This is a genomic window from Candidatus Accumulibacter phosphatis (genome assembly GCF_012939955.1).
GTDB lineage: Bacteria > Pseudomonadota > Gammaproteobacteria > Burkholderiales > Rhodocyclaceae > Accumulibacter > Accumulibacter delftensis.
In genome coordinates, this window is the sequence record NZ_SPMY01000037.1 from 14,481 (window position 1) to 27,522 (window position 13,042).

At 60.8% G+C, this 13,042-nt stretch carries 9 protein-coding genes and 1 pseudogene; all 10 read right to left on the minus strand.

All coding sequences use genetic code 11. The features are described 5' to 3' along the window. Positions 1-83: 83 nt before the first annotated feature. The 10 genes and pseudogenes from E4Q23_RS13265 to E4Q23_RS13305 all read right to left on the minus strand — a co-directional run bounded on the left by E4Q23_RS13265 (position 84) and on the right by E4Q23_RS13305 (position 12,959). Positions 84-773 carry an FHA domain-containing protein gene (locus E4Q23_RS13265; RefSeq protein ID WP_169067071.1) on the minus strand — a complete coding sequence of 230 codons (690 nt, stop codon included), beginning with the start codon at positions 771-773 and terminating at the stop codon, positions 84-86. Between the two features lie 14 nt (positions 774-787). After that, on the minus strand, positions 788-1,588 hold the full coding sequence (locus E4Q23_RS13270) for a Stp1/IreP family PP2C-type Ser/Thr phosphatase (RefSeq protein WP_169067135.1): 801 nt from the start codon (positions 1,586-1,588) through the stop codon (positions 788-790). Between the two features lie 149 nt (positions 1,589-1,737). After that, positions 1,738-2,400, minus strand: a complete 663-nt coding sequence (locus E4Q23_RS13275; protein WP_336511688.1) for an ornithine cyclodeaminase family protein — start codon at positions 2,398-2,400, stop codon at positions 1,738-1,740. Next, the gene (locus E4Q23_RS24880; protein WP_336511689.1) at positions 2,397-2,696 is read right to left on the minus strand and encodes a hypothetical protein; all 300 of its coding nucleotides are present in this window, start codon (positions 2,694-2,696) and stop codon (positions 2,397-2,399) included. The genes E4Q23_RS13275 and E4Q23_RS24880 overlap by 4 nt, the downstream gene beginning before the upstream one ends. 208 nt (positions 2,697-2,904) lie before the next feature. After that, complete coding sequence (gene sucD / locus E4Q23_RS13280; protein ID WP_169067072.1) at positions 2,905-3,798, minus strand: succinate--CoA ligase subunit alpha; 894 nt, start codon at positions 3,796-3,798, stop codon at positions 2,905-2,907. A gap of 9 nt (positions 3,799-3,807) precedes the next feature. Then, positions 3,808-4,969: pseudogene (sucC, locus tag E4Q23_RS13285) on the minus strand (ADP-forming succinate--CoA ligase subunit beta). An 84-nt stretch (positions 4,970-5,053) separates the two neighbouring features. Beyond that, entirely contained in the window at positions 5,054-5,605 is a 552-nt protein-coding gene (locus E4Q23_RS13290) for a DUF2889 domain-containing protein (protein WP_169067073.1), read from the minus strand. A 194-nt stretch (positions 5,606-5,799) separates the two neighbouring features. After that, the gene (locus E4Q23_RS13295; protein WP_248595437.1) at positions 5,800-10,473 is read right to left on the minus strand and encodes an NAD-glutamate dehydrogenase; all 4,674 of its coding nucleotides are present in this window, start codon (positions 10,471-10,473) and stop codon (positions 5,800-5,802) included. 435 nt (positions 10,474-10,908) lie between these two features. Then, positions 10,909-11,979, minus strand: coding sequence for an asparaginase (locus tag E4Q23_RS13300; protein WP_169067074.1), 1,071 nt, complete (start codon positions 11,977-11,979; stop codon positions 10,909-10,911). Positions 11,980-12,035: 56 nt separating this feature from the next. After that, a complete protein-coding gene (locus E4Q23_RS13305) occupies positions 12,036-12,959 on the minus strand; it encodes a glutamate/aspartate ABC transporter substrate-binding protein (RefSeq protein ID WP_248595438.1) in 924 nt (307 codons plus the stop codon). Between the last annotated feature and the right edge of the window lie 83 nt (positions 12,960-13,042).

A 13,042-nucleotide genomic window follows, 5' to 3' on the forward strand; every position in this document is an offset into this window, starting at 1 on the left:
TGCACCCTCCGTGCTCGCTTTCTGCCGCCTGGCTGCCATAGTGAGGGCGCCAGGCGCTCCACGCAAGCAGCAAACGAAACCCGTCAGGCCTTGATAAAGAATTCCATTCGCACGCCGGCAATTTCGATCACATCATGGTCTTCCAGACGATGCGCCTGTGCGCCAAGCGCCTGGCCGTTCACGGTCGGGAAGCTGGCGCCCTCGACGTGTGTCAGAAAGTAGCCATGCGGCCGCCTGGCAATCACGGCGACCTGCAAGCCAGGCTTGCCAAGCGTGGTCAGGGTCTTGGTCAGCAGCAGTTCGCGGCCAGCGTTGGAGCCGCTGAGCAACTGGATGGCGGCAGCAGGAGTGGTTGTGCCGGGCGCTGCAGCGCCCGGCCGCCCCGCGGCGGCAACCATCGGATCGCCGAGCGTAGCCACATCGGGCAGCGGCCCTGAGCGAAACAACATGCTTTTGTCGTAGTCTGCCGTTTCGCCCGGAGCCACCGCTGCGACCAGGTATTTCATCTTGTACTTGCCCAGTTCGATCACATCGCCGTCCTTCAGGAAATGCTTCTTGACCGACTGGCCATTGACCAATGTGCCGTTGGTACTGTTCAGATCCTCAAGGAAAGAGTCGTTGAGAATGGTCACCACCGCTGCATGTTCACCGCTGATCGCCATGTTGTCGATCTGGATGTCGTTGTGCGCCTTGCGGCCAATGCTCATGCGCTCCTTGAGCAGCGGGATTTCCTTGAGTACCAGACCATCCATGCTGAGAATGAGCTTTGCCATCGCCTGTTTCGTCCTTATTTAAACCACGACCAGAGCTTCGCCCAGCGCCCCGGGGCAGCTGGAAACTCGCGCAAGACCTTGATCACCACTACCGAGATATTGTCGTCCCCACCGTTGTCGTTGGCGAGCTGTAGCAACTGCGTGGCAGCGAGTTCAAGATTGGCGCCAAACCTCTCCAGCACGAGCTGAACCTCGCCTTTTTCGAGCATGTCGTAGAGGCCGTCGGAACACAGCAGGTAAACATCGCCCGGGTAAACCGAGTGCCAATGCAACTCGGCCTCCACCTCTGGATCAACGCCAACGGCACGCGTCACCAAATTGCGGTTGACCGAATAGCGCGCTTCTTCGGCCGATATTTCGCCACAGTCGAGTTGCTCCTGCAGCAAGGAGTGGTCGTGAGTCAAAGCGACGAACTGCTCGCCACGTAGTCGATACAGGCGCGAGTCACCGATATGCGCAACCACCATCAGGTCGTCGCAAAAGACAGCGGCAACCAAGGTAGTGCCCATGCCGCCGAAGCGCGACTGACCCTCAGCGGCACTATAGATGGCCGAGTTGACCACGGCGATCTGTTCAAGCAGCGCTCGCTCGGCAAACAATTGCCCGGTGTCAGGATCGGCGGTATGCGCCGCACAGGCCTTGAATGCTCGTGCTAGCCCGCTCGACAGGAGTTCCGTCGCCATGCTGCTGGCTACTTCACCAGCTTGGTAGCCACCCATGCCGTCGGCCAGGATTGCCAGGCCCAGCTCAGCGTCGGCAAATACCGAATCCTCGTTCTGTCCCCGCACCAGTCCGGGGTCGGTGCGCGTAACCATTTCCAGCACACCCAAGAGACTGTTTGTCACGTCTTCTCCCCCATAACCAATGCTCGGCATGCCAACGCGGCCACACTTCACTCACGGCTCACGTTGCGAGAAACGCCTCGAGCGCTCAGGCGCTCCCGGCCGCAGACATTGTGCCAACACTAGCCGCCAAAAGGCAATTCGAGACCCAGACCACGCTCACGTGCAAGCGCCTCGAGGCGGACGGCCAGCGCCAGATCCTGAACGGCCATGCCCTGTGATTCGAAGAGCGTGATCTCGGCAGCCGTCGAACGTCCCGGCTGCCGACCACAGATCACGTCCCCGAGTTCGACCAGGGAACGCGCCTGCAGGCGGCCTTTCTCGAACAAGGGCAAGAGGTCTCCGGCTTCACAAAGAGCCGTCTGAACACTGTCAACGATGATCGCCGAACAACGCTTCAGAACATCTTCGCCGATTTCGCGGCGAATCAGCGAATTGGAGCCGGCGCCATTGATGTGCGTTCCCGGCGATAGCCAGTCGGCATGGAACAGCGGCGTCGATGCGGTGGTGACGGTACTGACAATATCGCTACCGCGCACCACCTCTTCGGGCGACGTAGCCGCGACGACTTCGATACCGAGACGGTCTGCCATGCGCGTGCAAAATTCAGCCAGTCGATCAGCGCGACGGGCGTACACTTTGACGAGTCGCAACTGCCGTACGGCGGCAATTGCCTCAACATGCCCCTCCGCCTGCCAGCCGGCACCAAAGATACCCGCGACCTGCGCATCGGCTCGGGCCAGGAAGCGGGTGGCGACGCCGGCAGCGGCAGCGGTACGCATCATACCCAGGCGGTCAGCTCGATCACCGCCCGCAGGCGGCCGGTCGAGGCCTGGAACAGGTGGACCAGAAAGCGCACACCCGAGCGGTTGCTGGTATAGGCCTTGTAGCCAATGGCATCGAGCTGTGGCAATGCCCCCTGCAGGATATGCAGCGTCGTTTGCGGCAGGCGCGTCCTCTGCCGCGGCACATCGCAGGCCGCCGTGGTCGAAAGCTGGCGATGCGCAGCCTCGACCGCCGCCAACGCCAGCGGCATGGTCAACAGCTGCTCAACCTCTTTTTCAGTCAGGAACAGAGCCATTTTGTTCTCGCATCCGTAACACGCGTAATACTGGCGATTTGACGCTACGCAAACTTGCCTTGCCCGCAACATCAAACTCGCAGAAAGCCTGCATCGCCGATTCTACCGGGAAATGGCCTGCGCCAATCAGCACAAGGCAATGGCCAAGAAAAAAGGCAGACCGCAGTCTGCCTTTTTTCTTGGCTGGACTTCAGCCAGATCGCTGCGCCTAGATCAGCTTCTTGATCAGCTTGCCCATTTCCGACGGATCGCGAGTCACCGTGAAGCCGCACTCTTCCATGATCGCGAGCTTGGCGTCAGCGGTATCTGCGCCGCCGGAGATCAGCGCGCCAGCGTGGCCCATGCGCTTGCCTGCAGGAGCGGTAACGCCAGCGATGAAGCCAACGATCGGCTTCTTCATGTTCGCCTTGCACCACACAGCAGCATCGGCTTCGTCGGGACCGCCGATTTCACCGATCATGATCACCGCATCGGTATCAGGATCGTCGTTGAACAGACGCATGATGTCGATGTGCTTGAGACCGTTGATCGGGTCGCCACCCGTACCCACGGCGGTGGTCTGACCAAGACCGATTTCGGTCAGCTGGCCAACGGCCTCGTAGGTCAGAGTGCCGGAACGCGAAACCACGCCGATGCGACCCTTGCGGTGGATGTGACCGGGCATGATGCCGATCTTGACTTCATCCGGGGTGATTATGCCAGGGCAGTTCGGGCCAAGTAGCAGGGTCTTTTTGCCGCCGGCGGCTTCACGTTTCTTCATCCGGTTGCGAACCATCAGCATGTCGCGGACCGGAATGCCTTCGGTAATGCAAACCACCAGATCAAGGTCAGCTTCGACAGCTTCCCAGATCGCGGCAGCCGCACCTGGCGGCGGTACGTAGATCACCGAAACAGTGGCGCCAGTCTCGGCAGCAGCGTCCTTGACCGTGCCAAAGATCGGGATACCCATCAGGCTCTCGCCGGCTTTCTTGGGGTTGACGCCGGCAACGAAGCAATTCTTGCCGTTGGCGTACTCCTGGCACTTCTCGGTGTGGAACTGCCCGGTCTTGCCGGTCATGCCCTGGGTGATGATTTTGGTGTCTTTGTTGATCAGAATCGACATGTTGGCTCCTTACTTGACCGCAGCAACGATCTTGGTGGCGGCATCAGCCATTGAATCCGCAGTGATGATTGGCAGACCGGAATCGCTCAGGATCTTCTTGCCGATATCTTCGTTGGTTCCCTTCATACGCACCACCAGCGGGACCGCGATGTGTGTTTCCCTGGCTGCCGCAACAACGCCGGTGGCGATGGTGTCGCAGCGCATGATGCCACCGAAGATGTTGACCAGAATTCCCTTGACCTTGGGATTCTTGAGCATGATCTGGAACGCCGAGGTGACTTTTTCGGTGGTTGCGCCACCACCAACGTCGAGAAAGTTGGCTGGCTCGGCGCCGAAGAGCTTGATGGTATCCATGGTCGCCATGGCCAGACCCGCACCGTTCACCAGGCAGCCGATATTGCCGTCAAGCGAAATGTACGAAAGATCGTGCTTGGATGCCTCGAGCTCGTCAGGGTCCTCTTCGTCGAGGTCGCGGAAAGCCATGATCTCGGGCTGCCGATAGAGGGCATTGGAGTCGAAGTTGAATTTGGCGTCGATGGCCTTGATGTTGCCATCACCTTCAAGAATCAGCGGGTTGATCTCGGCCAGCGAGGCGTCGGTTTCCATGTAGCACTTGAAGAGCCCCTGCAGCGCGTTGACAGCGCTGTCGACCGATGCGGCGGGAACGCCAATGCCGGTAGCGAGTTCAGCTGCCTGCTTGGCGCTCAAACCTTCCTCGGGGTCGACGAAGACCTTGAGGATTTTCTCGGGGGGTATCGTGAGCGACCTTCTCGATATCCATACCGCCTTCGGAAGAGGCCATTATCGCCACCGTCTGCGTCGTACGATCGGTCAGCGCGGCAACGTAGTACTCCTTGCGGATATCGGCACCCTCTTCGATCAGCAGGCGGCGGACTTTCTGGCCAACCGGACCGGTCTGGTGCGTCACCAACTGCATGCCGAGAATCTGGCCGGCAAACTCGCGGACTTCGTCCAGCGACTTGGCGACCTTCACACCACCGCCTTTACCACGACCGCCAGCGTGAATCTGGGCTTTGACGACCCAGAGATTGCCTCCCAGGGATTCGGCTGCCTTGACCGCTTCATCGACGGATTGGCAGAAGACCCCGCGCGGAACGGCAACGCCGAATTTCTTCAGGAGTTGCTTACCCTGATATTCGTGAATTTTCATGCGCTTTCCTTGCTTGAGTTAAGGTTGCGAAGTGTAACCAGTGGAACGAGTGGAACGAAAGTAACGAACCGCAGGCAGAGTATCCTACCCGGGCTTCTGGCCACGGTACCAGCGCGGGTAATAGCGCCGAACCGCGTCCGAATGCGACTCCAGCGCGTGGCAACGATCAAGCTGATAGGGCTTGTGCCCGCTATCGTCGCTGTCGCGCACGTCACTGGCGAAGGTCTGCAGCGCCGCGGTCGGCAAGAAGCTCACCAACTCGCTGATATGCGAGCAACCACGCGTGCTGCGGAAGAGATTCTTGACTGCCGTCCGGAAGCCATGAAAGAGATTGAGGCCGATCAGCTGCGAGTAATCGGGAGCAATCTGATCGCAATATCCGCTGTACGGCATCGCGTCGATACAGGCCGACGCATCCAGAATATTCATCTGGGCATCAATGACCACCCGCACCGAGATGTCGTGCACCGCTTCACCTCGCTTGCGCAAGCCCGACGACAGCGGATAGTCGTGCTCCTTGAAGTCCACCAGTCGTGCCTCGATATCCCAACAACCATCATTACGCTTGTAGCCGCCGAGCTGGACGCTGCGGACGTGCATACGGGTGCGTTCGGCAGTGGGTGCGGGCAGCGGCATCAAGAATCCTGAGGGGATTTGCGAGCCTGTGAAAGCCTCGCAGCGGGCAAGCAATTCTACACCAAAACCCTTCCCGGGTCTCGGCGCAATTCATAATTATGGCTGCCAGAACGGCGCAAGGACCCGGCGACCTGGCACTCAAGGCACAGGCAGGAGATCCCGCCACATGAACGAGAGCTCCTGCCTCGGTCGCTTCAGGAGACCAACAGACGCCTGGCCTCTGCCAGACCCGCCGAGAGCATGGCCAGATCCTGCGGCACGTTGCTCTTCAGCTCGTCAATCACGGCACTGGCCTGCTCGGTAGGCTGCATGGAGCCGCCCAAGACCTGCTGCAAGAGCTGCTGGCGAAGACCGGTCAACTCGGCCGAGAGCTGGGCACGTGCTCGTGCCTGCCAGCGGTTGCCGGCTGGAAGTCGATTGATCGCCGCACCCAGCCAGTCCAGGTCGAGCTTCTCGGCCAATTCGCGGAGTGCGCCGGCAACCTGAACCAAGGGGAAGGCACAGGCACGCGCAAGATTCACCAACTCGAACGCGGCGACGATCTGCGCACGCGCTTCGAGCAGCGCTGTAAGCCCCTGCGCCCCGCTCCCAGCGACCCGAATACGGTCCATGCAGTCGACCACCGCGGGCCGGTACTCGGCGACCATTTCGCCAATCGAAGCACCGCCGACATGCTGTGTCACCAGCAGCCGAGTTGCCGCGCCGGTCATCGTCCGCAGCTCGACCATCAGGGCCATCTGCGCCACCGCGTCGATTGCCAGGTCCAGGGATTCGACATCGCGCCATAGTGATTCCGCATCGAGCACGCTGCTGGCGGCGTACCAGGCGCCGGCGACCTGCTCCGGTGAAGCGCCGGTCTCGTCGCTGACCTCCATGACGAAGATCGTCCCCATGCGGTTAACCAGACGATTGACCAGCTGGGTGGTGATGATGTCACGCTTCAAGGGGTGCGCTGGCAGCAAATCGCTGCACTGTCCGAGCACAGCGGCAGGGAAGTAGTTCACCAGCAACTCGTAAACGTCCTTGTTGTCGGGCAGCTGCGAAGCCAGAATGGCTTCCTTCAGGGTGATCTTGGCATAGGCCAGGAGAACCGAGAGCTCCGGTGCACTGAGGCCGCGCCCTTGCTGCGCACGCTCGGCCAGGCGCTTGTCGTCAGGCAATGACTCGATGGCGCGGCGCAAAGCACCTTTCGCTTCGAGAGTGCGGATGAAACGTCCGTGCGCTTCGATCAGCTCAACGCCCGCCGCCGCTTCAAGCGCAATCGCCTGCGTCTGCTGATAGTTGTCGGCCAGCACCAGGCGCCCGACCTCGTCGGTCATCGAGGCGAGCAGGGTGTCGCGCTGCTTGCCGGTCACGTCACCACGACTGATCAGGCCGGCGAGCAGGATCTTGATGTTGACCTCGTGGTCGGAGCAGTCCACCCCCGCCGAGTTGTCGATGGCGTCGGTGAAGATGCGGCCGCCGTGCAGCGCGAACTCAATACGGCCGGGCTGAGTCAGCCCGAGGTTGCCGCCTTCACCAATCACCCGCGCCTGCAGTTGACTGGCATCGACCCGCAAAACGTCGTTACCACGATCATTGGCTTCCTGATGACTCTCGCTACTGGCCTTGACGTAGGTCCCGATACCACCGTTGTAAAGCAGATCGACCGGTGCCTGCAGGATGATCTTGATCAACTCGTGCGGCGGCAGCTGGATCGCTGCAGTACCCAGCCACGAACGCACTTCTGGCGACAGTGGAATGGCCTTGGCGCTGCGCGACCAGATGCCGCCGCCCGTGGAAATCAGCGCCGGGTCGTAGTCCGCCCACGACGAACGCGGCAGCGCGAACAGCCGCTGCCTCTCGGCGTAGCTCGGTGCCGGATCCGGATTCGGATCGAGGAACAGGTGGCGGTGATCGAAAGCGGCGATCAGCCTGATTTGCGGCGAGAGCAGCATGCCATTGCCAAAGACGTCCCCCGACATGTCGCCAATGCCGACGACCGTGAAGGGCTGCGTTTGCGTATCCAGCCCCAGCTCCCGGAAATGCCGTTTGACCGCTTCCCAGGCGCCGCGGGCGGTGATACCCATTTTCTTGTGGTCGTAACCCACCGAACCGCCTGAGGCGAAAGCATCACCAAGCCAGAAGCCGTACTCGATGGCGATGCCGTTGGCGATGTCCGAAAAGGTCGCCGTCCCCTTGTCGGCGGCGACCACCAGATAGGCGTCATCACCGTCACGACGGCGCACGCCGGGTGGAGGAACGACCTGGCCGTCCACGAGGTTGTCGGTCAGATCGAGCAGACCGCGGATGAAAGTCGAATAACAGGCAACCCCTTCGGCCTGGAAAGCTTCCCGGTCGCTGACCGGTGGCGGCCGCTTGCAAACGAAGCCCCCTTTCGAACCCAGCGGAACGATCACCGCGTTCTTGACCATCTGGGCCTTGACCAGACCAAGCACCTCGGTACGGAAGTCTTCCATCCGGTCAGACCAGCGCAAACCGCCACGCGCCACCCGCGCACCGCGCAGGTGCACCCCTTCGACCCGATCGCTGTAGACAAAGATCTCGTAGAGCGGCTTCGGCTCGGGCAGGAAGGGGATATCGCGCGAGGAAAGCTTCAGTGACAGGTAGTCGCGTGCCTTTCCGTCAATGGCTGACTGGTAGGCATTGGTGCGCAGGGTGGCTTCGATCACCGTCTGCATGGCGGCGAGGATGCGGTCGTCGTTGGGATTGCTGACCTGCAGCAAGGCCGCGCTCAGTTCCTCGGAAATGGCTTTCGCACGCGCGTCGTCTGCCGCTGGCGAGAACAGCGCTTCGAAGAGGTCGACCAGAGCACGGGTAATGCTGAAATGGGTCGCCAGACATTGCTCGATGTAGGTCTGGCTGAAGGGCAGTCCAGCCTGCAGCAGATACCGGCGATAGGCGCGCAGAATGCCGATCTGCCGGCCGTTGAGACCAGCGAGCAGGACCAACCGGTTGAAACCGTCGTTCTCTGCTTCGTTGCGGAGCAGGCTTTCAAGCAATTCGACGAAGGCTCGCCGCGTGCTGTCGTCGTCGAGTGCCGCCGGGTCAGGGAGCTGGACAGCGAAATCAGCGAGGTGCAGATCACTCTGTGGCAACTTGAACGGTTGCTCCGAAAGTACCGTCAGCCCGAGGTTTTCGAGAATGGGCAGGATCGCCGACAGCGGTCGCGGGCGACCGCGGCGGAACAGTTTCACGTGCTGGTGCGAACCGTCATCACCTTGCGCGGCGCTAAGCTTCACTTCGACCCGGCCGCTGCTTTCGGCCGCTTCCAGACGCTCCAGGTCGGACACCGCAGAAGCGGGCGTGACACGCTCCTGATAGAACTGCGGCAATTCGGAACCGTAGCGGCGCAAGAGGGCATTGCCCCGTTCCTCGCCATAATGCCCGATGAGATTGTGTTTCAGTTCGTCGGCCCAGCCACGAACGATGCGCGCAACCTGCCTCTCGATGGCCTGTGCATCGTAGTCGTAGGTGGTGCCAAGCGGCGTGTGCACGATGAAGTGAATGCGCGCCAGCCGAGATTCGCCGAGCATGATAAAGAAATCGACACTTTCGGCAAGCAACGTTTCGTTAAGCAGCGCCGAAATTCGTTTGCGCAAGCGGGTATCGAAATGGTCGCGCGGCATGTACACCATCACCGAAACGTAGCGCCCCCAGGCGTCGTTACGCATGAAGACGCGCACCTGCTCGCGTTCGTGCAGCGAAACGATGCCATGTGCAGCGGCCATCAGGTCGCCCTGCGCGATCTCGATCAACTCATCGCGGGGATAGGTTTCGAGGACATTGAGCAGGGTTTTTTCGCGGTGACTGCGCGGGATAAAGCCGATGGCTTCCCTGACTGCAGAAATCTTACGCCGCAGGATCGGAATGTCGGTTGCCGCCACGTGATAGACATGCGCCGTGTACAGACCGACCAGAGCACGCAGGCCGATGACCTGGCCGCCAGCGTCATAACGCTTGACGCCGATGAAGTCGAGGTAGGCCGCACGGTGAACAGTCGAACGCGCGTCGGTCTTGACCAGGATCAGCGGCGAGGGATCTCCGGCCAACGCAGCAACGGCGCCCTGAAATCCGGCCAGGCAATGGCCAAAGCCTTGGTGGTCGGCGTGACGGAGGATACCGAGTCCGCTGTCCGCAACGCGCGCGAGCGTGCCGCTTTCCGGGCTGACGAGGTAGTCGGCATAACCGAGAAAGACGAAATTGTTGACCCCGATCCAGCGCAGATACGCCCCTGCTTCATCGCACTCTGGACCCGGAATGGTGATCATCTCGTCGTACGCTTGTTGCATGCAGCTCTGTATGGCGGCGACATCTTCGACCGCCGCGCGCACATCGAGGAGACCGCTGGCGATCTCCTGGCGCAGCCGTTCAAGCAGCTGTCCGTCGCCAACGCGGTCGATCTCGAGGTGGATCCAAGATTCCGGCTGGCTGCCGGTGGCACCGCGCGGCAAAGTGTGTTGCAACTGCCCCTCCACGTTTCGCTCGGTGGCCAGCAGAGGATGCAGCAAGCGATGGATGACCAGACCATGACGGTACACGACCATGGTGATCGAATCGACCAGAAAGGGCATGTCGTCGGTCACGACATCGATCACCGTGTGCGGCGAATGCCAACCGTGGCGGTCAAAATCCGGAGTGTACAGAGCGACAGCGGCTTTCCCCGGTGGCCGCGCGTCGCCCAGGCGAAAATGCTGGACAGCTGCACCGAGGAGCTCTTCCGGGCTGGCGTCACTGGAGTCGCTCAGTTCGCCATCACCGAAGTAGCATTCGAGGTACTCGTTGATGCGCGCGGGCAGATTCTGCTGCTCCGCGATCTCGCGCAGGTTGCGCCGCAGATTGAGGGTGGATTCATTGGTCAATACCATGCCGCTCTCCTAGTTTATTTATTCATCCAGTGCTACTCAGCCCGGCTTGACCGGTCTTCAGAAAAGGCAAGCCACGCCTGAACTGCAAGTCAGGCCGCGATCGGGTAAGCCCCCTCCCCGGCGTGGAAGCAAACGCCAGGGCAATTACGAGTCCCTCGGCTCGAGGCTCGGAGCGCATTTGCGCTGGCGAGGAATGCGACCGGTGGCGCGCCGACACGTCCTGGCTGCGCAACAGAACCGCGACCGCGGCCACGAAGGCAAGATGCCGCTTTTCGCTTGCCGTAGGCGGCCATGAGAGATATCGCCGCGCTTGCTGTCGAGAGGCGCAGAGAGAAGCGCCGATCGCAGGCGACGCGAGTCGGCGCTTCTCTCTGGCGGAGTGGCCGGTCGCGGCCGCCCCGCCCGCAGGCACGCGCAGAATCAGCGCATCAGTAATCAGTACTCCCAGAAGATGCGCTGCAGTTCCTTGCTATCCTGCGTCTGGGTCAAGGCCACCGCGGCAAGAATTTTTGCCTTCTGCGGATTGAGGTCGTGCGCCACCACCCAGTCGTACTTGTCGTCGGGTTGTTCGGCGTTGCGCAGCACGAAGCCACCCGCATTGACGTGCGACGAACGGATGATCTGGATGCCCTGAGCACGCATTTCCTGCAGCGCCGGCACAACGGCCTTGGCCACCGAACCATTGCCGGTCCCGGCATGGATGATCGCCTTGGCACCACTCGCCCCCAAGGCGCGGTAGGCGGTATCCGACACATTGCCCGCGCCATAGGCGATGCCCACCGATGGCAGCGAGTCGATCTTCTCAATATCGAACTCCGAGTTCATGGTGTGCCGCTTGACCGGCAGGCGGAACCAGTAGTTCTTGCCTTCGACAACCATGCCCAGGGGTCCCCAGGGGCTCTTGAATGCTTCTGTCTTGAGATTGATGACTTTGGCGACATCGCGGCCGCTATTGATCTCGTCGTTCATGGTCACCAACACGCCCTTGCCACGGGCGTCCTTGCTGGCTGCCACGCTGACCGCGTTGTACAAATTCAGGTTGCCGTCGGCCGACATCGCGGTACCCGGTCGCATCGAGCCGACCAGGACGATGGGTTTGTCCGTGTGCACCACCAGCGTCAGAAAGTAAGCGGTCTCTTCGAGCGTATCGGTGCCGTGCGTAATCACCACGCCATCGACGTCAGTCTGTTTGACGAGCGCCGCCACGCGCTTGCCGAGAGTCAGCAGATTGTCGTTGGTGAAGCTCTCCGACGCGATCTGGAAGACCTGCTCGCCGCGCACATTGGCAATCGTCTGCAACTGCGGAATGGCGGCCACGAGTTGGTCCACCGGCACCTTTGCGGCCTGATAGGTCGCGCTGTTGGTCACATCGGCACCGGCACCGGCGATAGTGCCGCCAGTGGCGAGGATGACGATGTTCGGCTTTTCGGCCGCGAGTGACGCAGCACTGAGAACCAGCAGCGAAGCGAAGGTTACCAGCCAGCGGTTGAGTGCTTTGTTGAACATGAGCTTCTCCTTCAGTTGCGATTCCGAAGACCGTGCGGACCCCGGGCGATGCGCCGTTAATCGAAGGCTTTGTCGTTTGGCGCCTTGTAAAGTTCCTTCATGGCATCGGACAGCGGAAAGTTGAGGTTCAGACCTTTCGGCGGAATCGGCTGCAGGAACCATCTGGCGTAAATCTTCTCTGCCTCGCCGGAGGTCATGGCCTTGGTCAGCGCGCGATCGACGACATCCTTGAAGGGCACGTCATCCTTGGGCAGAATACAGCCGTAGGCCTCGAACGATTGCGGCGTGCCGACCACTGCCCAGTCCTCGGGCTTCTTGGCTTTGGCCAATTCCCCGTAGAGCAGTGCGTCATCCATCATGAACGCGGCCGCGCGCCGCGTTTCGAGGATCAGGAACGCCTCACCGTGATCCTTGGCGGCAATGATACTCATGTTCATTTTCTTGCTGTCGTTCATCTCGCGCAGTAGACGTTCCGAGGTCGTTCCCTTGGTGGTGACCACGTTCTTGCCCGACAGCTCAGGGAAATCCAGGACCCCGGAGTCCTTCTTGGTCAGAAGACGCGTACCGATGATGAAAATCGTCGTCGAGAAGCTGACCTTTTTCTGGCGTTTGGTGTTGTTGGTGGTCGAACCACATTCGATGTCGACCAAGCCGTCCACGACCATTTCCAGGCGGTTCGACGAAGTAACAGGCACCAACTTGATTTCGATTGTGGCCATCTTCAGGTCCGCCTTGATCGCCTCGACCACCTTCAGCACCAGATCCTGTGAATAGCCGATGACCTGCCGCTCGCCGTCATAGTATGAGAAGGGAATCGAGGCTGCCCGATGGCCGAGCGAGATCACGCCGGTATCCTTGATTTTCTTCAGCACCCCCACCAGCTCGCGGGGCTGCGCCTGGGCCTTGGGCTGGGCCTTGTTGGACTTGCTCTGTGCCTGGGACTTGCTCTGCGCCTCGGCCATGGCGGGGGAAGACAGCAATACAGTCGCCAAAGCTACTGCGAAAAGTAGGCCGTTTGAATTTCCGATCACCTTCATGCCTCGCTCAAACCCCCTTCCGCTCT